Origin of the sequence: Pseudomonas sp. B5(2017) (genome assembly GCF_002112825.1) — a bacterium.
Classification (GTDB): domain Bacteria; phylum Pseudomonadota; class Gammaproteobacteria; order Pseudomonadales; family Pseudomonadaceae; genus Aquipseudomonas; species Aquipseudomonas putida_Z.
Genome location: NZ_NEIR01000003.1, coordinates 383,856 through 405,287, shown reverse-complemented (window position 1 = coordinate 405,287; position 21,432 = coordinate 383,856). Strand labels below are relative to the sequence as shown.

17 protein-coding genes are annotated in these 21,432 nt (G+C 60.9%); 9 read left to right on the top strand and 8 right to left on the bottom strand.

The window, feature by feature from the left end; translation table 11 throughout:
- Positions 1-54 precede the first annotated feature (54 nt).
- Positions 55-1,020 (top strand): ABC transporter substrate-binding protein, encoded by a 966-nt coding sequence (locus CAG00_RS06880; RefSeq protein WP_075045445.1) that lies wholly within the window; start codon positions 55-57, stop codon positions 1,018-1,020.
- A 16-nt stretch (positions 1,021-1,036) separates the two neighbouring features.
- Positions 1,037-1,993, top strand: coding sequence for an aliphatic sulfonate ABC transporter substrate-binding protein (locus tag CAG00_RS06875; protein WP_075045444.1), 957 nt, complete (start codon positions 1,037-1,039; stop codon positions 1,991-1,993).
- 68 nt (positions 1,994-2,061) lie between these two features.
- On the opposite strand, the gene CAG00_RS06870 is transcribed toward CAG00_RS06875, so the two are convergent.
- The 4 genes from CAG00_RS06870 to CAG00_RS06855 all read right to left on the bottom strand — a co-directional run bounded on the left by CAG00_RS06870 (position 2,062) and on the right by CAG00_RS06855 (position 6,840).
- A complete protein-coding gene (locus tag CAG00_RS06870) occupies positions 2,062-2,553 on the bottom strand; it encodes a GNAT family N-acetyltransferase (protein WP_085663905.1) in 492 nt (163 codons plus the stop codon).
- A gap of 299 nt (positions 2,554-2,852) precedes the next feature.
- Positions 2,853-4,118 (bottom strand): MFS transporter, encoded by a 1,266-nt coding sequence (locus CAG00_RS06865; RefSeq protein WP_085663904.1) that lies wholly within the window; start codon positions 4,116-4,118, stop codon positions 2,853-2,855.
- Positions 4,119-4,151: 33 nt separating this feature from the next.
- Complete coding sequence (locus CAG00_RS06860) at positions 4,152-5,222, bottom strand: sugar phosphate isomerase/epimerase (protein ID WP_085663903.1); 1,071 nt, start codon at positions 5,220-5,222, stop codon at positions 4,152-4,154.
- A 112-nt stretch (positions 5,223-5,334) separates the two neighbouring features.
- Complete coding sequence (locus CAG00_RS06855) at positions 5,335-6,840, bottom strand: PLP-dependent aminotransferase family protein (protein WP_085663902.1); 1,506 nt, start codon at positions 6,838-6,840, stop codon at positions 5,335-5,337.
- A gap of 713 nt (positions 6,841-7,553) precedes the next feature.
- Between CAG00_RS06855 and CAG00_RS06850 the strand changes: the two genes are divergently transcribed.
- Together CAG00_RS06850 and CAG00_RS06840 are read left to right on the top strand one after the other, a co-directional pair.
- Positions 7,554-7,790 carry a hypothetical protein gene (locus CAG00_RS06850; RefSeq protein ID WP_015270586.1) on the top strand — a complete coding sequence of 79 codons (237 nt, stop codon included), beginning with the start codon at positions 7,554-7,556 and terminating at the stop codon, positions 7,788-7,790.
- A 657-nt stretch (positions 7,791-8,447) separates the two neighbouring features.
- Positions 8,448-11,000, top strand: a complete 2,553-nt coding sequence (locus CAG00_RS06840) for an EAL domain-containing protein (protein ID WP_085663901.1) — start codon at positions 8,448-8,450, stop codon at positions 10,998-11,000.
- A gap of 22 nt (positions 11,001-11,022) precedes the next feature.
- Here the strand turns inward: CAG00_RS06840 and CAG00_RS06835 are convergent, their stop codons facing one another.
- Positions 11,023-11,937: a LysR family transcriptional regulator gene (locus CAG00_RS06835; protein ID WP_015270113.1), complete on the bottom strand. Its 915-nt coding sequence runs from the start codon at positions 11,935-11,937 to the stop codon at positions 11,023-11,025.
- Between the two features lie 199 nt (positions 11,938-12,136).
- Between CAG00_RS06835 and CAG00_RS06830 the strand changes: the two genes are divergently transcribed.
- From CAG00_RS06830 to CAG00_RS06810, 5 genes are all read left to right on the top strand, one after another.
- On the top strand, positions 12,137-13,105 hold the full coding sequence (locus CAG00_RS06830) for an ABC transporter substrate-binding protein (protein WP_015270114.1): 969 nt from the start codon (positions 12,137-12,139) through the stop codon (positions 13,103-13,105).
- 75 nt (positions 13,106-13,180) lie between these two features.
- Positions 13,181-14,032, top strand: a complete 852-nt coding sequence (locus tag CAG00_RS06825) for a proline/glycine betaine ABC transporter permease (RefSeq protein ID WP_015270115.1) — start codon at positions 13,181-13,183, stop codon at positions 14,030-14,032.
- The gene (locus CAG00_RS06820) at positions 14,029-14,862 is read left to right on the top strand and encodes a glycine betaine/L-proline ABC transporter ATP-binding protein (RefSeq protein WP_075045435.1); all 834 of its coding nucleotides are present in this window, start codon (positions 14,029-14,031) and stop codon (positions 14,860-14,862) included. The genes CAG00_RS06825 and CAG00_RS06820 overlap by 4 nt, the downstream gene beginning before the upstream one ends.
- Before the next feature lie 11 nt (positions 14,863-14,873).
- The gene (hutH, locus tag CAG00_RS06815; protein ID WP_085663900.1) at positions 14,874-16,397 is read left to right on the top strand and encodes a histidine ammonia-lyase; all 1,524 of its coding nucleotides are present in this window, start codon (positions 14,874-14,876) and stop codon (positions 16,395-16,397) included.
- 160 nt (positions 16,398-16,557) lie between these two features.
- A complete protein-coding gene (locus tag CAG00_RS06810) occupies positions 16,558-18,078 on the top strand; it encodes an FAD-dependent monooxygenase (protein ID WP_085663899.1) in 1,521 nt (506 codons plus the stop codon).
- Positions 18,079-18,377: 299 nt separating this feature from the next.
- On the opposite strand, the gene CAG00_RS06805 is transcribed toward CAG00_RS06810, so the two are convergent.
- The 3 genes from CAG00_RS06805 to CAG00_RS06790 form a co-directional block, all read right to left on the bottom strand.
- A complete protein-coding gene (locus tag CAG00_RS06805) occupies positions 18,378-19,679 on the bottom strand; it encodes an Nramp family divalent metal transporter (RefSeq protein ID WP_085663898.1) in 1,302 nt (433 codons plus the stop codon).
- A gap of 427 nt (positions 19,680-20,106) precedes the next feature.
- Entirely contained in the window at positions 20,107-20,490 is a 384-nt protein-coding gene (locus CAG00_RS06795) for a MerR family transcriptional regulator (RefSeq protein ID WP_085663896.1), read from the bottom strand.
- Positions 20,491-20,655: 165 nt separating this feature from the next.
- Positions 20,656-21,234 carry an NAD(P)H-dependent oxidoreductase gene (locus tag CAG00_RS06790; RefSeq protein WP_085663895.1) on the bottom strand — a complete coding sequence of 193 codons (579 nt, stop codon included), beginning with the start codon at positions 21,232-21,234 and terminating at the stop codon, positions 20,656-20,658.
- Between the last annotated feature and the right edge of the window lie 198 nt (positions 21,235-21,432).

Below are 21,432 nucleotides of genomic sequence, written 5' to 3'. Positions count from 1 at the left end.
GAGTCGCCTGGCACGGGCCGCATGATGCTGCCCGCCCAGACACCGAGGAACGCCATGTCCATCCGATCGAAGCTGCTGACCCTGGCCGCGGCCCTGCTGCTGGCCAGCCAGGCCGGCGCCGCCGAGCGCCTGACCCTGCGCATCGGCGACCAGAAGGGCAACATGCGCGCCCAGCTGGAAGCCGCAGGCGCATTGCGCGACCTGCCGTACGACATCCACTGGGCCGAGTTCCCCGCTGCCGCGCCGCTGGCCGAGGCGCTCAATGCCGGGGCGATCGATGCCGGCATCATCGGTGATGCGCCGCTGCTGTTCGTGCTGGCTTCGGGGGCACCGGTCAAGGCCATTGCCGTGGACAAGTCCGACCCCTATGGCACGGCGCTGCTGGTGCGTCCTGACGCGCAGCTGCACAGCGCGGCAGAGCTCAAGGGCAAGCGCATCGCCACCGGTCGCGGGTCGATCGGCCATCATCTGGCCCTCAAGGCGCTGGACCAGGTCGGCTTGAGTGAGAAGGATGTGGAGTTCCGCTTCCTTGGGCCGGTGGATGCCAAGATCGCCCTGGCCAACGGCTCGGTGGACGCCTGGTCGACGTGGGAACCCTACACCGCGCTGGCCGAGCTGAGCGGGCAGGGCCGGGTGCTGGTCAACGGCCGCGGCCTTTCCAGCGGCAACAGCTTCCTCGCCGCCACCGACAAGGCACTGGATCAACCCGAGCGGCGCGCGGCGTTGCAGGACTACCTCAACCGCCTGGCCGGGGCGCAGGTCTGGGCCAACCAGCACCTGGACAGCTACTCGAAAACCCTGGCCGCGATCATCGGCTTCCCCGAGGACGCCGCTCGCTTGCAGTTCGAGCGCCGCCAGCTGCGCTGGCAGGTGATCGACCCGCAGACCGTGGCGCAACAGCAGGACACCGCCGATTTCTACAACGCCCACGGCCTGATGAGCGAACGCCTCGATGTGGCACCGACCTTCGCCACCGGCTTCACCCTGCCCGATGCCGCCACGCTGGCCGCGCAACCCTGACTCCGGAGACCTCTACATGTCCTTCAAACCCCTGCGCCAGCTTGGCCTGGCGCTACTGGCCAGCGCCTTGCTGCCGAGCCTCGCCAGCGCCGAACAGACCCTGCGCATCGGCTACCAGAAATCCTCGACCCTGCTGACCCTGCTCAAGGCCCGCGGCAGCCTCGAACAACGCCTGCAGGCCGAGGGCATTCGCGTCAGCTGGCACGAGTTCCCCAGCGGCTTGCCATTGCTGGAGGCGCTGAACCTGGGCAATGTCGACCTGTCGGCGGATGTTGCCGACACCGTACCGGTATTCACCCAGGCTGCCGGTGCCAGGCTCACCTACTTCGCCCGGGAGACGCCATCGCCAACGGCCCAGGCCATCCTGGTACCCGCGGACTCGCCACTCAGGACCCTGGCCGACCTCAAGGGCAAGCGCGTGGCGGTGACCAAGGCCGCTGGCAGCCACTATTTGCTGATCCAGGCCCTGGCCAAGGCTGGGCTGACCTTCAAGGACATCACCCCGGCCTACCTGATCCCTGCCGACGGCCGCGCCGCCTTCGAGAACCACAAGGTCGATGCCTGGGTAACCTGGGACCCTTACGTGGCCAGCGCCCAGCGCCAGCAGAACGCCCGCATCCTGGCCGATGGCAGCGAACTGGCCAGCTACCAGCGCTACTACCTGGCCAGCAGCGACTATGCCCAGGCCCACCCCGAAGTGCTGCAGCAGGTGTACCAGGCCCTGCGTGAGGCAGGTGTCTGGACCAAGGCCAACCCGGCGGCCGCAGCACGCATCCTCGGGCCGTTGTGGGGCAACCTGGACAGTGCCACGGTGCAGCAGGCCAATGCCCGGCGCAGCTACGACGTGCAGCCGGTGAAGCCGGAGAACCTGGCCGAGCAGCAGCGCATCGCCGATGCGTTCTACCGCGAAGGGTTGTTGCCCAAGGCGGTGGATGCCAAGGCGGTGAGCTTGTATCAGCCGGTTGCAGACTAGCGTGGGTTGTCTGTTTGGTTTGTTCTGTCTTGTTTTCAATCTCCGCTTTCGGACGAAAGCGGTAACTATCAACTAATGGATTTGGCCATTTCCGACGTTCCAGTCCAACCGGTCTGCTCATAGACCGGTTTACCCGTCTCGGTTGCGTGCAGGACAGCGAAGGTGATGCCTCGGCGAGCGAACTCGGCGTCAGCAGCTTGCATCAAGGCTGAAGCCAGGCCACGGCGGCGGTAGGCCGGCTGGACGAAAACATTCAGCACGTACCCACGCTTGTCCAGGGTCGGGTGCGATGGATGGGGAGGCCAATCAATGCTCATCAAGCCAATGGCTGCGACAGGTTGGTCGCCATCCAGGAGCTTGAAACCGTAGTACCGACCGTCACCGAGCCGCTCTTCAAGCCATGGGCGAAAGTGCTGAGTCATGACTTGCAGCTTTTCAGGGTCGCCACCTGCCTCAAGAAACATCTCCTGGCGATGTGAGCAGATCATTTCTGCGTCAGCGGGCTCGACACGCCGGCACTCCAAGCCTGAAAACTTTCCACATCCTTGTAGGTCGATCATCGTTTATCCCGTGTCAGTGGCCGATTCATGGAAAGGCAGCCTATGGCACCTTCAAGCCTGTTTGCAATGGCTAACGATCGACCTTGGCAAGCCACTCAGCTTTTGTCATCTCTCATGGAACTGTACATAACTCATTGAATCAGCAGGGCCCATGTAGGAGCGGCCTTGCGTCGCGATGGGGCGCGCAGCGGCCCCGGCAACTTCAACTGTTGCGCATCAATCCTGGGGCCGCGATGCGGCCCTTTCGCGACACAAGGCCGCTCCTACAGGTACAGCGACAACCTCGAGAGCAACGATGATCAGGCTTGTACCGCATTGACCCCGCCAGTGGGCATGGATTTTTTGCGCACCGCTTGATAGAGAAGGCTGGACACCATGAAGCCCACGATGGCCAGTATGCTCATCAAGGTGAACACATAGTTGTAGCCCTGTTGACCAGGGAAGTGGTCGAGGAGCGCGCCATAGATGACGTAGGCAAACATGCCGGGGGCATAGCCGATCAGGCAACCGATGCCGAAGGCCGAGCCGGTGATGTGCTGGGGAATGCCGACTTCGCCCATGGGTGCCCAGAACACGCCGCGCATCGAGAACACAATCAGGGCGAAGGACAGGGTGGCCGCCATCCCCGCATAGATGAAGCCCGGGCTTTTGGGAATCAGCATGATCACGCCCATCAGCGGCAGTAAGGCCAGGAATGCCCACTTCAGGTAACGGCTGGTGCTCTTGAACTGCTTGTCGGCAATGAAACCACCGGCAGGCCCGCCGAGGATTTTCAGGAAGTACTGGTTGATGATGCCGTAGGCACCTACCAACGCCACGGGCAACCCGTACATTTCCTTGAGGTAGGGAATGAAATAGGTCAGGCCGCAGTAGACGATGTAGACCATGAACACGTTGAGACTGACCAACCAGATACCGGGTACCTTGATCGCCTCCATCAGGTTCGCCAGACCGTTTTTCGGCTTGGCGGCCGATTGCGTGTTACCGCCCTTGAGCAGGAGCCAGGTCAGGGTGCCGGCCAGAATGTCGATGACCGAGTAGAACAGGATCGCCGACTTCAGGCCGGTTTCCCCCGAGCCCATGGCGACGAACACGCCCAGTGCGGAAAAGGCCACCAGCGTATCAACCACGCCACGCCCGCCTTCCAGCAGGCCGAACAACCGGCCTTGCTCCTGATCGTCACCCAGATTACGGATGGCTTTGAGCAGCGATGGCCAGAACAGGCAGTCGGCACAGACGGCCAACAGGCTGAACACGATCAGCAAGCTGCTGAAGGGCGGAAAGGTTGCCAGGTACAACCCAAGAGCTCCGGTCCCGATCAGACCGAGGGGGATCAGTTTGCGCGTGTCATAGCGATCGGCGAGCAGGCCGCCAACCACAAACAGTGCAGTCGCGATGATCGCGTTGGCACTCAACAGCACGCCGATTTCAGTGTGGCTCAGGCCCATGAATTCCTGCATGGGGACATAGAAGGCGTCCTTGAGGTTCGCCAACTTGTAAATGGTGCCGCCACCGAGGATGAGAATCAGGAGTCTGAGCCATTTGGCCTTGTTTTGAGTTGTCATTATTGTTCTCCGGGCGTAATCGGGTCGTCAGGTTCAGGCGTTGGAAGGGGTGGTCAGGGCCAGTTCAGCCAAAGTGCGCAGTTCGCCCAGCAAGCGTCGGACATAGGCCACCTGATTGTTCGCCCAGCGGTGTTCGTCGGCCAGCATGCGCTCGAGCGAGTAGCCTTTCGGGAGCGGCGTTTCGCTCATCTCCCGGTAAGCAATGAATGGATCGGCCGCTTCAAGGCTCTGCCGGAAGGCCGGGGCCACGTAGTGATTTTCCTGCTCGAGAATGAATGCGATCACCTGTGGGGTTGCTTCGCCCAGCATCAACAGTTCGAACAGCATGCGGGCGCTGGGCAGGTCGTCTTCGTCGCTGCCTTGCAATACGCCGTAATGGCCGAAGCCGTTCTGTTCGGGGACGATGCGTACGCCCTTCAGGTGAGCCTGGCGGATGTGCGGCGCCAGGTTGTGCAGGGCCTGCAGGGGCTGTTCGCAGGCATTGATCATGTTGCCGAAGTCGAACAGGGCATGCAGGCGAGGGTGGTTGAGACGGTTGAGCAACTGCGCGATTTCGCTGCTCTTGAGTTCTTCATGCTGCTCGAAGTCAAAGTAAAGATCGTTGGCGTCGGCCTGTTGGGCGAGGTAGTGCAGGTCGGTCTCGATCACGTCCATCACCCGCGACAGCGTGCCCTCGTAACGTGAGTAGACGCGGATGTTGCGCACCCCCAGGGCCTTGGCGATGGCGATCACCTGGTCGACATCCTTTTTCAGCGTGCTGCTGATTTCCAGGTGCACATCCAGCCCCAGCGCCTTGGCCTTGCTGGCAAACGCCTGGAGCTGCTCTGGCGACATCTGGCTCAGGCTGTTTTCCTCGCCGTCGAGCAAGTGCAGGCTCAGGCCTTGCAGCTCGTGGCGATAGGCGAAGTCCAGCAGGTCGGCGGGGGTGACACGACCGTGGGTGAGGTTGGTCAGTAGCGGATAGGCGTGGGCAAACAGGCGCAATTGCCCGAGACGCTCAAGCAACCGCTGGGCCAGTGCTTCGGTCAGCACTGGAGCAGCTACCTGTTCGACCACCTTGTGGCTCAGCAAGGCGTTGAATCGTTCCTGGATCTTGTTGTTCATTAGAGTCGTTCCTGGTTCAGACTCCGGGTCTACCGGCGCAGCCTTTATCGCGCCAGTCAGGAACTCTCGATAGATCCATTATCAACTAATTGATAAGGCCACTTGCCTCGCATCAAGTGGCTGGCGGAAGGTAACCCAGCGCGCGCAAGGCCTGGGCCAGCTCCTCGACACGCTCTCGGGCCTGCTTTTCGGGCGTGCCGGCAAAGCCGATCAACAGGGCAGGCGGCAGGTCATGCTTGATGCGGTAGTCGCTTAAGGCGTAGGTGTGAATGTTGTGTCGGGCCAGTTGCCGGGCGATGTCAGTGTCACTGAGTTCGGGGGGCAGCCAGGCGATCAGGTGCATGCCGGCATCCGTCGGAGTAATCCTGAAAAAGCTGCCGATCTGCTTTTCAAGTTGTTCGATCAATGCCTGCTGGCGCGCCTTGTACAGTGCACGCATGCGGCGGATGTGCCCCAGGAAGTGGCCTTCGCTCATGAAGTCCGCCGTTGTGGCCTGAAGCAGCGTGGGCGGGCTGCGATCCATGACCGCGCGCAGGGTGCAGAAGGGCTCGACCAGAGCCTGCGGCAGAATCACGTAACCCAGTCGCAGTGACGGAAAGAGCACTTTGCTGAACGTGCCGACGTAGATCACCCGGGCCATCTGGTCCAAGGCATACAGTGCCGGGAGAAGTCGACCACTGTAGCGAAACTCGCTGTCGCAATCGTCCTCGATGATCCAGCTCTGATGCTGCGCAGCCCAGTCGATGAGTGCCTGGCGCCGCACATAACTCAGGGTGACACCCAAAGGATGCTGACGCGAAGGCGTACAAAATACCAGGCGCGCATCAGGGCACTCGGCAAGGCCTTGCTGGACATCGATCCCCTGCTCATCAATACGCAACGGAATGATCTTGGCCCCCTGGGCTTGCAACGCAATTCGCGCGGCGATGTGCCCAGGGTCTTCCATCCAGACACTGTCCTGCGGATTGAGCAGCAGCATGCCCAGCAGGTTGAACGCTTGCTGCGCGCCGGAAACGATCACCACTTGCTCGGCATTGCAGTCGATACCCCGCGCATCGAAGACGTATTCGGCAATCGCTGTGCGAAACGCCTGCAAGCCTTGCAACTCGCCATAACCCAGAATCGCCTTGGTCGGCTTGAGCAAATGACGGTTCATCAGGCGCCGCCAGATGGCTTGCGGAAATTCTTCATAGGTGCTGTGACTGGGCAGGAAGGAGGTCGGCGTCGCGGGGTCCCAGTCTGCATAGGACACCCCGCGAAAATGATCGCTGCGCAGCGACAGCATCGACTGGCTCAGTTCGGACAGGCGCGGTGGCTGGCGCGGTTGCTCGTCCTCGATACGCCGGCTTTCCCACTCAGTACCGACATACGTACCTGCACCCGTGCGCGAGGCCAGGAAACCTTCGGCGATCAACTGATCGAAAGCATTGAGGATGGTGATTCGCGACAGCCCCAACTCGATGCTCAAGGTCCGGGTCGACGGCAGGCGCACGCCCCCCTGAATTCTGCCGTTGAGTATCTGTTTGCGAATCTGCAGATACAGCTGGCGGTACAGGGGTATGGCACTGGCACGGTCCAGTTCGATAGCCGACAGCAGCAAACCTGTGGGGGATTTCATGACATGCTCGTCTGGTGAAATGGGACTTGGCCTGGAAACCGTCAGGCGACGGGGCTTTCAGGGTAGCGAGCGATACCCGATAAGTCATCCGTCCGGCTTTGATGTCCGGCGCAGGTTGGTGGCTGGATACTGCAGAAAAGACCGATTAAAGCGTCCGCTTTGGGTCGTTGACGCTCAGTCGGGAATGGCTGCTAACGACCCTTGGCTGTCATTTTGCCCAACAGCAATCATTGTGGGAGCGGGTTTACCCGCGAAGAGGCCGGTGCAGGCGACACAACATGGTGAACACTGCTGATTGGCCAGCAGGTGATGAGTGAGAGGCGCCAACGGAAGTGTTACTGCACATTCCCTTCGCTTGAAACGCTTCCCTGACACCGGTAGTCTTTGCCCGCTGCTGTAAGTCCAGCGGCCGGGTTTGGTCACCCGCAATCATCAAGGCGCACAAGCGCCCGCTCTGCGATACAGTTGGCGCTTTTTTGTGCCCGCTGTTTCGTTTTATGGCGGCTGTGCGTAGGGCGCCTCCGTGCGCGCCGGTTTCCTTGATTCCCGGTCTACCAACCTGCGTACAGCCGTCACCATCTCGTTTGGTAGCGATTTGTGGCGGCTCCAGTGAATCAAGGAGCGACACAATGACAAAAGGCTTACCCGATCCTCCCGTACGCGCCACCACGGCGTCCTCCAGTTTCTCCACGTGCGAATGCAGCCATCCGCCATTGTTTGCCGTGCGTTCTGGGGTGGACTACGAAGATGCGCTGGTGCATCTGTCCACGCTGCTCAAAGGCGCGTTTGCGACCAATCTCAAGGCACTGGAGCTGGCCAAGGGAACCTGTCGTGATCTGTTGTTGAGCAATGACCATGGGCTGGATTCGGCCAAGGCGGTGGTGGAGGCGTTGCTGGATGGGGTGGAGAGGCAGCAGTTGGTTGGGCGGAAGACGGTGCCGGGTGTCTGACGAGCGTTTGGGCTTTGTTGGACTCAAGCGGCAGCCGTGATTGACCTCGAGGGCCTCTTCGCGGGTGAACCCGCTCCCACAGGTACAGCGCCAACTCGAAGCCCGGGCAGTACCTGTAGGAGCGGGCGCGCCCGAGAAGCAAGCGGCGCGGTGGATGGCACCGGCTTTGCCGGTGTTCGCGGGCATGCCCGCTCCCACAGGTTCAGCGCCAACTCGAAGCCCGCGCAGTACCTGTGGGAGCGGGCGCGCCCGCGAAGCAGACGACGCGGTGGATGGCACCGGCTTTGCCGGTGTTCGCGGGCATGCCCGCTCCCACAGGTACCGCGTGATCTCAAGTGCGACGCCGGCCCTGTGGGAGCGGGTTTACCCGCGAAGCAGGCGCCGCGGTGGATGGCACCGGCTGTGCCGGTGTTCGCGGGTAAACCCGCTCCCACAATGATCGCCGTTGGGCAAAACGACAGCTATGGGTCGTTATCCGCGGAACGCACCAGATCCAACCTGGCGGTCGTTCACCGCTGGCAGGCCCCCGCGCTGTACTGACCATAGCCCCGGATCAGGCTTTAGGTTGCCTTTCGCCAACCACCGATCGTCAGCTCCATCGACCTCCAAGCCCGCCGCCCGGTCAACCGGGAGACCCTAGGCCGCGATGGTGAACCAATGGACGTCTTTGCTGACAATGAAATGTCGACCCGCAGTGATGTGGTCGGGCAACTGATCGTGGCGTTTTCCCTGATTCTGCTGTTGGCCTTGTTGCTGGGGCTGTTCTCCCTCTACCGCCTCGCCGGGGCGCTGGACGCCCGAGAAGTGGAGCAAAGCCGCTTCTATGCTGAATCCGCCATGGCCCAGCTGCAGAAGAACGACAAGACGTTCCTGCTGACCCATGCCAACTGGCAGGCCGCCTATGATCACTTGGGCGGGCAGGTCGATGCACATTGGGCATACGACGAGGACAACGTCGGCGCCACGCTTTATACCTCCGATGGATACGAAGGCGTATATGTGCTCGATGACGACGGCACTCGGTACGCAATACTGGACGGTCAGCTCAGCCAGCAGGGCCTGGAGCAGCATACCGTCAGTGCCGGCAAGATCCTGCAGGAGGCTCGGCAAGCAGCGCAGCACGAACAGGCGTCTTCAGGCTATCTGGTCTTTCGTGGCCAGCCGGCGGTGTACGTCGCTGCACTGATCCGCCCGCAGACCCAGCCGGCCCGCCCGCCGGGACCAACTGCGGTGTTGGTGTTCATTCGGGTTCTATCGCCACAGGTGCTCTTGCCGCTGGGCCAGGCGGCGGGGCTGTCCGGCCTGGCCGTGGGCGATTCGGCCGATCAGCGCCAAGGGCGCGGTGCCTTGCCACTCGAAGGCAGCGGCCACGCTTTGACATGGGATATACCGCAGCCCGGCACCGAACTGATCCACACGGTAATCGCGCCCTTGGCTATCGCCGTTCTATTCATCGCGCTAAGCATGGCATTGTTTGCACGCTATGCGATCCGCGCCAGCACCAGAATCGATCGCAGCCACCGTGCGCTGGTGACTTCCAGGGCTGCGCTGCAATCGAGTGAAGAGCGCTTCAAGGCCGTGGCCGAAGCTGCGTCGGACTGGATCTGGGAAACTGATGCGCTTCTTCGCCTGACCTACCTTTCGGACCGGTTTACCGAACTCACCGGGCACCCCGTCGAAGCGTGGCGACAGCGCCCGATTACCGAGTTGCTATCGTGTGATACCAGCAACCTCCGGACCTCGCTGCACAGCCTGGCCGCGACAGGCTCTTCCGGCACGCTGCGCTGCCAGTACCAGGATCATCTAGGCCAGCAGCGTATCTGCAGGATCGCTTCTCGCGCGATCGTGGCCGAGGGCGTGTGTACCGGCTTTCGTGGCACGTGTAGCGACATCACCGACGAAGTGGCCGCCCATGCCCAGATTCAGCACCTCTCCTTGCACGACGCCCTGACCGGCCTGCCGAATCGCAACAAGCTGTTCCGTTTCCTCGAACAATCAGCCCCTGGCGCTGAGCTACCCAAGGTGGCGCTGTTGATGCTCGATCTGGACAACTTCAAGCCAATCAACGACAGCCTTGGGCATCCGGCCGGCGACGCGGTGCTGCTCGAGGTAGCGAGCCGCCTCGGTCAAGTTACCCGCGACAGTGATCTGGTCGCCCGTCTGGGAGGCGATGAGTTCATCGTCGTACTGACCCGGCCAGGCGATCACCAGGACATGGACCGATTCTGCATGCGCGTGATCGAGGCGATCAAACGCCCCATTCAGGTCGAAGGGCATGTCGTGCAAGTGGGGGTAAGCCTGGGTGTAGTGCTGTCGGCCGAGTACCCCGGTACGCCGAGCGACCTGATCCGGCACGCCGACGTGGCCCTTTACAGCGCCAAGCAGGCGGGCAAGAACACCTGGCGCTTCTTTTCGGCACAGATGAACGCAGCATTGATGGAGAAGCGTGTGCTGGAAAGCGAGTTGCGCGAGGGCATACCGCGTGGCGAACTGGTGCTGCATTTTCAGCCGCGCTTCAAGGTCGATGGGGTCTCGATCGCATCGGCCGAGGCCCTGGTGCGCTGGCAACACCCGCGCCTGGGCCTGCTCCGCCCGGATCGTTTCATCCCGCTTGCCGAAGAGTCCGACCTGATCGTGCTGCTTGGCAACTGGGTGTTGCAGGAAGCCTGTACCAAGGCGCGGGGCTGGCCGCAGGCGGTGATGGTCTCGGTCAACATGTCGCCGGCCCAGTTCAGCCGCAGCGATGTGGTCCGCGACGTCGGCAACGCGTTGCGCGCCACCGGGCTGCCAGCCCACCGCCTGGAGCTGGAAATTACCGAGAACGTCATGCTCAACGATGTCGAAGGCGCACTGCACACCATGCTTGCACTGAAGGAGCTGGGCGTGCGCCTGAACATGGACGACTTCGGGACCGGTTACTCCTCGTTGGGTTACCTGCGTACCTACCCGTTCGACAGCATCAAGATCGACAAGCGCTTCGTGCAGCACCTGGGCAAGAGTGGCAGCGACCGTAGCGTGGTCCAGGCCATCATCAACCTCGGCAATGCAATGGGCATGACGGTGACTGCCGAAGGTGTCGAGACCGCCGAGCAACTGGCCTTGCTCAGCGATGACCAATGCCATGAAGTACAAGGCTTTCTGCTCAGCAAACCGCTGGAAAACGAGGTACTGATGGGGATGATGAAAGACCAGGTATCGTTAGCGCAATGACGCCTCGCAGAGGAGGGCAGTTTCATTCGGATGCAAACGACGGCCGTTCCGCGAACCATGCTACTGCCAGCTCCTTGAACGCCTCAGCCGAAGGCGTCAGCGGATAGCGCTGATCATGCGCCAGCACGATGCTGTGCGTTGGCAATTTTTCCTCGGTCGGCCGACACACCAGCGCTTGGCCATCATAGCTGCGGTCACCAAATGGCCGGGTGTAGATCAGCGCCACGCCAAACCCGTTGGCGACCAGGCTACGCTGCATCTCGAAGGTGCGCACACGGTGCACAGCGGCGGGCGAAAGATCGTAGAAGCTGAACAGGTCCAGCACATGCTGCCAGCTGTGGACCTGATCGGTGACTACCAGTGTGTATTCGGATAGCGCTTTGAGGCTGACGCGCGATTCCTTGGCCAACGGGTGATCGGCAGCCAGCAGTACCTGAGCGGTCAGCTGGCACAGCTGGGTGCATTGAGTGTTCGGCGGCAGACCCAGATCGTAGGTGATCGCCAGCTCTATCGCGCCCTCACTCAGCCGCTTGCCAACATAATCGAAGCTGCCTTCGCGCATATCGACCGTGACCCTCGGGCAGGACTCCTGCATCCGGCGCACGATCTGTGGCAGGCAATAGGGCGCCAGGTCTTCAAAACATCCGACCACCAACTCTCCGACACACTCTCCCGCATTGGCATTGATCTCGGCAAAGGTCCGAGCCTCGCTCAGAACGCGCCGGGCCTGGACCATGACGGTACGCCCGAACGGGGTCAGCGATATGCCGAGGCCACGTTGGCGCACGAAAATCGATTGGCCCAGCACCTCTTCCAATTCGCTGATGGCCGCCGAAATGGAGGGCTGTGAAACATGAAGCTCCATGGCGGCAGTCGTCAGGTTCCCGTGCTTGGCCGCTGCGAGCGCATAGCGCAGTTGTCGCAGTGTGAACTTCATAGGTTTTTCCGTTGTGATACATCAGGACATATTATTTTATCCTTTTTTGAGGTTGTGAAATATTTCCTCTGTGCAGTGGCCACCGATCACAGGTGCCACGCCGATGCCGATTGCAAGGCTGATCAGCCAGTTTGGCGACCCTCTTTGGGCCGGATGCCCTCGACTACTGCAATCCATGTTCTTGTTTGGGAGCGTCACAATGAAAATTACAAAGGCTCTGCTGACCACGACACTATCTTTCGGGCTGCTGGCGGCCGCTGGTGCCAGCCAGGCGGCCGGCTGGTGCGAGTCTGGCAAACCGGTGAAATTCGCCGGATTGAACTGGGAAAGCGGGATGCTGCTCACGGACGTGATGCAGTTCGTGCTGAAAAATGGTTATGGCTGTGAAACCGACAGCCTGCCGGGTAACTCCATCTCCATGGAAAACGCCCTGAGCAGCAACGATATTCAGGTGTTTGCCGAAGAGTGGGTAGGGCGCAGCGAGGTCTGGAACAAGGCTGCCGCTGCCGGCAAGGTCGTTGGCGTCGGCGCGCCGGTCGTTGGCGCAGTCGAAGGCTGGTATGTGCCGCGTTACGTGATCGAAGGCGACCCCAAGCGCAAACTCGAAGCCAAGGCACCGAACCTCAAGACCATCGCCGATCTTGGGCAATACGCCCAGGTATTCAAGGACCCGGAAGAACCGGACAAGGGGCGCTTCTACAATTGCCCGGCCGGCTGGACCTGCGAGCTGGACAACAGCGAGATGCTCAAGCACTACGGCCTGGAAAGCAGCTACACCAACTTCCGCCCGGGCACCGGCCCGGCACTGGATGCCGCCGTGCTGTCGAGCTACAAGCGTGGCGAGCCGATCCTGTTCTACTACTGGTCGCCGACGCCGCTGATGGGCCTGGTCGACCTGGTCAAGCTGGACGAGAAGCCAGGCGTGGATAAATCCCTGACCATCAAAGTGGGCCTGTCGAAGGCCTTCCACGAGCAGGCGCCGGAACTGGTGGCGGTGCTGGAAAAGGTCAATCTGCCGATCGACCTGCTGAACCAGAACCTGGCGCGCATGAGCAAAGATCGCATCGAGTCGCCGGAGCTGGCCAAGTTGTTCCTCAAGGAGCACCCCGAGGTCTGGCACAGCTGGGTCAGCGAAGACGCAGCCAAAAAGGTGGACGCGGCACTCTGAGCGTGTGGGCTCGTCCGGCTCCTGCCGGACAAGGCACGCGACAGTCCGTTTCATGCACTTGCTCGAGAGAATTCCATGTTTCCCAAGAACTTCACGTTTTCCATTGCCGACTGGGTCAATGGCTGGGTCGATGCGCTTGTAACAAACTACGGGGATGTGTTCCGGCACATCTCCGACACCCTGCTGTGGGCCATCGTCAACCTCGAAGGCCTGCTGCGCGCAGTACCCTGGTGGCTGATGCTGGCCATCGTCGCCGGTATCGCCTGGCACGCCACCCGCAAAGTCGTGACCACTGCCGTGATCGTCGGCTTGCTGTTCCTGGTCGGCGCGGTCGGCCTCTGGGACAAGCTGATGCAGACCCTGGCGCTGATGCTGGTCGCAACGCTGATATCGGTCCTGGTCGGCATTCCGCTGGGTGTGCTGTCGGCGCGCAACGATCGCCTGCGGGCGGTGTTGATGCCGCTGCTCGACATCATGCAGACCATGCCCAGCTTCGTGTACCTGATACCGGTGCTGATGCTGTTCGGCCTGGGCAAGGTGCCGGCGATCTTCGCCACCGTCATCTATGCCGCGCCGCCGTTGATTCGCCTGACCGACCTGGGCATTCGCCAGGTGGATGGCGAGGTCATGGAGGCGATCAACGCTTTCGGTGCCAATCGCATGCAACAACTGTTCGGCGTGCAGCTGCCACTGGCGTTGCCGAGCATCATGGCCGGTATCAACCAGACCACCATGATGGCCCTGTCGATGGTGGTCATCGCCTCGATGATCGGTGCCCGTGGCCTGGGTGAAGACGTTTTGGTCGGCATCCAGACCCTGAATGTGGGCCGCGGCCTCGAAGCGGGCCTGGCCATCGTGATTCTGGCGGTCGTGATCGACCGCATTACCCAGGCCTATGGCCGACCACGGCATGGGGTGGGCAAATGAGCGCCAAACAGACAATGAACAAGATCGAAGTCAAGAATGTCTTCAAGATATTCGGTGCTCGCGCCGAAGATGCCCTGAAACTGATCCGCCAGCAAAAAGCCAAGGATCAGGTCCTGGCCGAAACCGGCTGCGTGGTCGGGGTCAACGATCTCTCGTTGTCCATCGGCAGCGGCGAGATCTTCGTGATCATGGGGCTGTCGGGCTCGGGCAAGTCCACCCTGGTGCGCCACTTCAATCGCCTGATCGACCCGACCAGCGGCCAGATCCTGGTCGATGGCGAAGACATTCTGCAGTACGACATGCAAGCCCTGCGCGAATTCCGCCGGCACAAGATCAGCATGGTGTTCCAGAGCTTCGGCCTGTTGCCGCACCGCACCGTGCTGGACAACGTCGCCTACGGCCTGAAAGTCCGTGGCGAGAGCAAGGCCATGTGCACAGAGCGTGCCCTGCACTGGATCAACACCGTGGGCCTCAAGGGTTACGAAAAGTCGTACCCGCACCAGTTGTCGGGTGGCATGCGTCAGCGCGTCGGCCTGGCCCGCGCCCTGGCTGCCGACACCGACATCATCCTGATGGACGAAGCCTTCAGTGCGCTCGACCCGCTGATTCGCGCCGAAATGCAGGACCAGTTGCTGGAGCTGCAGAAGACCCTGCACAAGACCATCGTCTTCATCACGCACGACCTGGACGAGGCGGTGCGTATTGGCAACCGGATTGCCATTCTCAAGGACGGTCGCCTGGTCCAGGTCGGCACACCGAAAGAAATCCTCTACCAGCCTGCGGACGAATACGTCGATCGTTTCGTGCAGCGTCGCGTAGCTTCGCTTTAAGGAACGCGTGTATGTCGTTTGCCGAAAGAATCATCATCGCCGACGCGCCAGTGCGTTGGCAGGACGTGGTGGCTGTGGCCCGGCATGGCGCGAAGCTTGAGCTGGCCCCATCGGCCTGGGCGCGGATCGAGAACGCCCAGGCGATTGTCCAGCGCATCGTTTCCAGCGGTGACCGCGCCTATGGCGTCAACACCGGGCTTGGCGCCTTGTGCAATGTCTCGTTGCAGGACGAACAACTCAGCCAGCTGTCGCACAACACCTTGCTCAGCCATGCCTGTGGCGTGGGTACGGCGCTGTCGGACGAACAGACCCGGGCGATCATGTGCGCGGCGATCATCAATTTCTGCCAGGGCCGTTCCGGCCTGCAGCGCAAGGTGGTCGAGGCGCTGCTGACCCTGCTCAACCAGCACATCACGCCGCAGGTGCCGAAGCAGGGGTCGGTGGGGTACCTGACCCACATGGCGCATATCAGCATCAGCTTGCTGGGCGTCGGCCAGGTCAGCTATCGCGGCCAGATCATGCCGGCGCAGCAGGCCTTGGCCGAGGTCGGCCTGGCGCCGGTCAAACTGGGTGCCAAGGATGGCCTGTGCCTGGTCAACGGTACCCCTTGCATGACCGGCCTGAGCTGCCTGTCCCTGGACGACGCCACTCGGTTGAGCCAATGGGCGGATGTTATCAGCGCCATGAGTTTCGAGGCCCTGCGCGGCCAGCTCGATGCCTTCGACCCTGAAATCATCGCGATGAAACCGCACCCCGGCATGCAGCGCGTGGGCAGTAACCTGCGGCGCCTGCTCGACGGCAGCGAAATCATTGCCAGCAGCCAAGGCATTCGCACCCAGGACGCCTTGAGCATTCGCTCGATTCCGCAGGTTCATGGCGCCGCGCGCGATCAGCTGGAACACGCTGCGCGGCAGATCGAAACCGAACTCAACTCCACCACCGACAACCCGATGCTGCTGGGTACGCCCGAGTCGTATCGGGTGGTTTCCCAGGCGAATCCGCACGGCCAGTCGGTGGCCATGGCGGCCGACTTGCTGGCCATCGCGGTGGCCGAGATCGGGGCGATTGCCGAGCGTCGTCTCGATCGCCTGATCAACCCGTTGGTCAGCGGCTTGCCGGCCTTCCTGGTCAGCCAGCCGGGGGTGAATTCGGGCATGATGATTGTCCAGTACGTGGCCGCTTCACTGTGTGCGGAAAACCGTCAGCTTGCACAACCGGCAGTCGTCGACAACTACGTCACCTCCGGCCTGCAGGAGGACCATCTGAGCATGGGCACCAATGCCGGGTTGAAGCTGCACCGCGCCCTGGAGAACTGCACGCAGATCCTCGCCATCGAATACCTGTTGGCGGCCCAGGCATTCGAGTTCCTCAAGGAGCAGCGCTTTGGCGCGGGTACCAGCGTTGCCTGGCGGTTGTTGCGCGAACGGGTCCCGGCGTATGCCCAGGACCGTTGGTTGGCCCCGGATATCGCCAGCAGCGCATCGATCCTGAAGGATCCGGGCCTGCTTGGCGCTGCATTCCCCGAGCTGCTATGACCGATGCAAGGGCCACTCATGGCTTCGGATCGTGAGGGGCGAAGCTTGTGCAATCGGGGGGCAAATGCCCCCTTGATTGCGAACGGCCTATAAATCGTTGACTTTGCGCGCTATCAGGAACATTCATGATTCCAAGGTCATTGATGTTCGAGGTGAGATCATGGCGCAGACCGACGTTCTCATTGTCGGAGCTGGTCCGACCGGGCTGGTTCTTGCTCTTTGGCTCAACAGGCAAGGCGTCGCCGTAAGGATCGTCGACAAGAGCAGTGGTCCTGGCGAAGCTTCTCGCGCAATGGCTGTTCAAGCCCGCACGCTGGAGCTCTATCGCCAGCTCGATCTGGCCGAGCCAGTGATAGAGGCCGGCTATAAAACCCCCGCCATGAACATGTGGGCACGCGGTCGGCACAGGGCGCGTATCCCCTTGGGCGACGCAGGCAGAGAGGTTTCAGCGTATCCCTTCGTGTTGATCTACCCCCAGGACCGCCATGAGCGCCTGCTGGTGCAGCAGCTCCAGTCACTCGGCGTGGACGTGGAACGGCAGACCGAACTGCTGTCCTTCGAGGAGGGTGAAAGCCATGTCACGGCCCTCCTGAAACATGCTGATGGGCGAGAAGAGTCCTGCACTGCGGCTTTTCTGGCGGGGTGCGATGGCGCTCGGTCGCTTGTTCGGCAAGAGATCGGCGGCGGTTTCGAGGGCGGCACCTACAAACAGCTTTTCTATGTTGCGGATGTCAGGGTAGCTGGCGTCGAGCCGGCAGGTGAGGGGCATATCGCTTTTGACAAATCCGATTTTGTGTTGCTCTTGTGCTATGGCGAAAGGGACCAGTACCGCTTGATTGGCACCGTGCGTGATGAGCGAGCCGAGCATCCTGAACATCTGACGTTCGAGGACGTTGGCCATGATGCCATAAACGGCTTGAACCTCAGGATTACCGCCGTGAACTGGTTTTCCACCTACCGTGTTCACCATCGCGTCGCGGACCATTTCCGCCGTGGCCGGGCGTTTCTGCTCGGTGATGCAGCGCATGTCCATAGCCCGGCGGGAGGGCAGGGCATGAACACCGGCATTCTGGACGCGATCAACCTGGCATGGAAGTTGGCCGCGGTGTTGAAAGGGAAGGCGCCCGACACATTGCTCGACAGCTACCAGATCGAACGCCAGGCATTTGCCCGCACGCTGGTGGAGACAACTGACAAACTGTTCACCTTCGTTACCGCTCAGGGCGGATTTGCCGACTTTGTACGCACTCGCATCGCGCCGCTCTTCGCGAGCGTTGCATACAAGAGCGAAAACGTCCGTGAGTACCTGTTCCGAGTGGTTTCGCAAACCACCCTCGATTACCGCGAAAGCCCGCTGAGCCAAGGCAAGGCCGGTGGAGTTCAGGGCGGTGATCGCCTGCCATGGCTGCCTGTGGGCACCGAGGACAACTACGCTTCACTGGCAGCCATTCAGTGGCAGGTGCATGTTTACGGCGAAGCCAAGGCCGATTTGTCCCAATGGTGCGCAAGACACGGTATTGCACTGCATGTTTTCGCTTGGGAGCATGCGTACGAGAAAGCCGGCGTTGCCAGAAATGCTGCTTACCTGTTGCGGCCTGACAACTATGTCGCGCTGGCTGATCCTGAGGGGGAGGCGACTACCTTGAGCCGGTATTTCGAGGCGCAGGGAATGATGCGATGACCAGCGCCCACCAGTGTTTTTCACGCGATTGCGTTCACCAGATTTCATACCTGTCGCTTGATTGATCATTTTGCGAACCCCTGTAGATCTCGAAAATGTCAGCCTTTGCTGTGCTAGGCATCTTCGCGTGATGGATATGCAGGGGAAGCCAAGGCTGGCCGCAAAGTTCAAACCAACAAGTCCGGTGGTACGCTGCGTAATGGAATGCAGGCAGAAAAAATACCGGTCACGCCAGTATCAGGCCGAGGCGCAGCGCCAATCAGCCCTGGCCAACATTGAGCCAGGGCTGTCCGTTACCTTCAGGCAATAAGGTCCACTGCAAGCTGGAAGGCTACCCATAACGCCAGGCCAGTGGCGAATGCCAGCGCGATGTTTTCGAACCAGTTGTTGCGGTACGCCTTGCCCAGCAGCGATTTCTGGTTGGACATGATCAGCAGGCCCAGCGAGATCACCGGCAGGCCGATGATGTTCAGCGCGCTGACACCGATGGTAAGGGTCACGAAGTCGGGCATGCCCGGGATCGACCAGACCAGTGGCGTCACCAGGATGAACAACATGAACCACTTGTGCATCGGGTCGTTGTGGAATTCCTTTCCATGGCGTTCGCGTCGCTCGGGCTTCACATGTTGGAAAGCGTCGGTGATCAGCATGGGGAACGCAGTGGTCTTGCCAGAAATGCTGGCGAACAAAGTGGCGAATACGCCGACGAAGAAGATGTACCAGCCGATCGGGCCGAAGAACAGTTCCAATGCCTTGCCCAGATCGCCGAGCGTTTTCACCTCGATGCCGTTGGGCCGCAGGATTTCCGCGCCGACGATCCAGATCGCCAGGTTGATGACGATACCGACGAATACCGCAAACAGCAGGTCGTTGCGCTGGATGCGTTTGTGTTGCGGGCCGACCCAGCCTTTTTCACGCATGACATAAGGGTGCACGAAGTTGGCTACAGAACCTGCCACGGCACCGATCACCGATACCGCTACCAGCAGTGCGCCGTGAACGCCTTCATCGGCTGGAATGCTGAAACCGATGGTGCCTTTGACGATACCCGCCACGTCGGGGCCGGACATCACCGCCAGCGCCAGGAAGGCCAAGGTCATCACCGCCAACAGTACTTTCATGACGCCTTCGATCATTGCGTATATGTTGCGCCCCACCAGCATCCACACGGCCAGCACCACGGCCATGGAGCACAGCAGTGGGTAGTCGATCCGCAGCAACATCGCCAGCGCTTCCCCCGCACCCTTGATCATGTAGGCGTTCATCAGGTGCCCCATCAACAGGGCATAGGCCAACATGAACCAGGCGAACACCGGGTGCAGCTGCGCATAGCCCTGCAGAATGGTCATCCCTTGGTTATTGCACAGCTGGAAGCGGGCGATGATGTTTACGATCAGGTACCGGAGCAGCAGCGAAACGGCCAGCACCCACATCATGGCGTAACCGTAGTTCGCCCCGGCGACAGATGAGGTTATCAGATCTCCTGCCCCCAACCACGACAGAACCGCGATGACGCCGGGGCCAAGCAATTTGATCAGCTTTGACAGGCGATTTTGAGGGGTTACGGCAGTTTTCCCCTCGACAGAAGGTATGCTCGACATGGTGACTCCATTGTTTTTTTTGTGAGAGCGGAGCGTAGTCGATCACAGTAGATAGGATGTCGTACAACTTAAATTCCAGCAAAGATGTTTCTTAATGTTTCGAGGTAAGGTGCAATGTCCAGAGGGCGGCCGAGACGACACCGACAGGCTTCCTCAAATAGTGAGGGAAGGCCGCATTTGTCGCGGCCTTTACTCGTTAGACTTGCGCCTGGCCACCGTCGACGAACAGTTCGGCCCCGTTGACGAAGCTGGCGTCGCTGGCAGAATGCTGATTTCGCCGTGGTTCTTTGCCTCGATTGTGCCGCAGCCAGCAGTGCAAGAGGGCGAGCAGCCGGGGGGTGAGACTGTGTCAGGCTAAATCGCCGGGCTGCCTGCGTGCTGAAAACCGCACGGGGCGCCATGACCGTTCAGCGGCGGTGGTGCGGATTCAGCGGGCTTTTTCCAGGTGTTCGAACTGGCATTGCATTTGAGCATCTTTGAGGCTCAGCTCAAACTCAACCAAGCCGTCATGCACTTGCTGCAAGGCCTGGATCTGCCCCATCAATTCCTGCTTTTTGTTTTCGATGGCCTGCATGGCCAGATCCCAGGGCAGCTCCTGGCCGCGATGATCCTGCAGAATGGCCTGCATTTCCTTGAGCTTGAAACCGAGTTGCTGAGCGCATTTGATGAAGGTCAGCAGCTCTACGCTTTGCTGGCTGTAGATGCGGTACTTGCCTTCGCGTTGCGGTGGGGGCAAGAGGCCGATTTCTTCGTAATGTCGAATGCTTTTGACGGTGGTGCCCGACAGCTGGGCGGCTTTGCCGATGTACATGAAAATCCCTTTTTTGACGCATCGGAAGCGAAAAGGTGTCGCGGGCCCGCACAGGCGCGCGACATCTTTGCACAAGCGTCAGGGGGTGGGAAGCCAAGTTGGGCAAGGTGTCACAGCAGGGAGGCTCGGCTGGGCAGCGCGGGGGCACGGCCCGACCGGGGCCGATCAGCGGCTGGCGACTGCCTGGACTTGTTTGAGCCAGGCTTCACGCTGTTCCGGCTTGGAGCCCAATACCGGACCGAAGGTCAGGGTTTTCAGGGGTTTTATGCCGCAGAACTCCAGGGTGGTCTTGCGCATTTGGTGCAGGCCCGGCATGCGATACACCCACCGGTAGTACCACGGCGGCGTGTCCATGGTCACCAGAAGGTGAGCCGTGCGGCCCTTGAGCAGCTTATCCGGGAAGGGCGAGCCCTTGCGGTACTTGAAGGCAAAACCTGGCAGAAACACGCGGTCGAAGAACCCCTTGAGCAGCGCCGGAATGCCGCCCCACCAGATCGGGTACACAAATGTCAGGTGTTCGGCCCAGGTAATGTCGTTTTGTGCGTTGATCAAATCGGGCTCAAGCAACTGGACCTGGTTATAGCCATCGTGCAAGACCGGATCGAAATCCAGGGTGTCCAGGCGCAGCAGGCGCACCTCATGGCCTGCTTGCGTGGCGGCCTCGACATAACGTTCGGATACAGCGCCGCAAAAGCTGTCGTTCGAAGGGTGGCCGAGGATTACGAGCATGCGTTTGCTCTTCATGACAAACTCCAGGTAATGAAGTGCCAAGGGTAAAGTCTGCCCCTTACGGTAGAGTCAAGCGTTGCCGGTTAGCGGTAGAGGCTTTCACGAACGGCTGCTATCGACCCAAAACGGACGCTAAAAGATAACTGGTTTCGTAAGCGCGACGCGTACTCTGTGGGAGCGGGTTTACCCGCGAAGCAGGCGCCGCGGTGGATG

Bases quoted from the DNA above. Each gene is read 5' to 3' on its own strand.
- CAG00_RS06880 (WP_075045445.1), top strand. From the start codon at position 55: ATGTCCATCCGATCGAAGCTGCTGACCCTGGCCGCGGCCCTGCTGCTG.
- CAG00_RS06875 (WP_075045444.1), top strand. From the start codon at position 1,037: ATGTCCTTCAAACCCCTGCGCCAGCTTGGCCTGGCGCTACTGGCCAGC.
- CAG00_RS06870 (WP_085663905.1), bottom strand. From the start codon at position 2,553: ATGATCGACCTACAAGGATGTGGAAAGTTTTCAGGCTTGGAGTGCCGG.
- CAG00_RS06865 (WP_085663904.1), bottom strand. From the start codon at position 4,118: ATGACAACTCAAAACAAGGCCAAATGGCTCAGACTCCTGATTCTCATC.
- CAG00_RS06860 (WP_085663903.1), bottom strand. From the start codon at position 5,222: ATGAACAACAAGATCCAGGAACGATTCAACGCCTTGCTGAGCCACAAG.
- CAG00_RS06855 (WP_085663902.1), bottom strand. From the start codon at position 6,840: ATGAAATCCCCCACAGGTTTGCTGCTGTCGGCTATCGAACTGGACCGT.
- CAG00_RS06840 (WP_085663901.1), top strand. From the start codon at position 8,448: ATGGACGTCTTTGCTGACAATGAAATGTCGACCCGCAGTGATGTGGTC.
- CAG00_RS06835 (WP_015270113.1), bottom strand. From the start codon at position 11,937: ATGAAGTTCACACTGCGACAACTGCGCTATGCGCTCGCAGCGGCCAAG.
- CAG00_RS06830 (WP_015270114.1), top strand. From the start codon at position 12,137: ATGAAAATTACAAAGGCTCTGCTGACCACGACACTATCTTTCGGGCTG.
- CAG00_RS06825 (WP_015270115.1), top strand. From the start codon at position 13,181: ATGTTTCCCAAGAACTTCACGTTTTCCATTGCCGACTGGGTCAATGGC.
- CAG00_RS06820 (WP_075045435.1), top strand. From the start codon at position 14,029: ATGAGCGCCAAACAGACAATGAACAAGATCGAAGTCAAGAATGTCTTC.
- hutH (WP_085663900.1), top strand. From the start codon at position 14,874: ATGTCGTTTGCCGAAAGAATCATCATCGCCGACGCGCCAGTGCGTTGG.
- CAG00_RS06810 (WP_085663899.1), top strand. From the start codon at position 16,558: ATGGCGCAGACCGACGTTCTCATTGTCGGAGCTGGTCCGACCGGGCTG.
- CAG00_RS06805 (WP_085663898.1), bottom strand. From the start codon at position 19,679: ATGTCGAGCATACCTTCTGTCGAGGGGAAAACTGCCGTAACCCCTCAA.
- CAG00_RS06795 (WP_085663896.1), bottom strand. From the start codon at position 20,490: ATGTACATCGGCAAAGCCGCCCAGCTGTCGGGCACCACCGTCAAAAGC.
- CAG00_RS06790 (WP_085663895.1), bottom strand. From the start codon at position 21,234: ATGAAGAGCAAACGCATGCTCGTAATCCTCGGCCACCCTTCGAACGAC.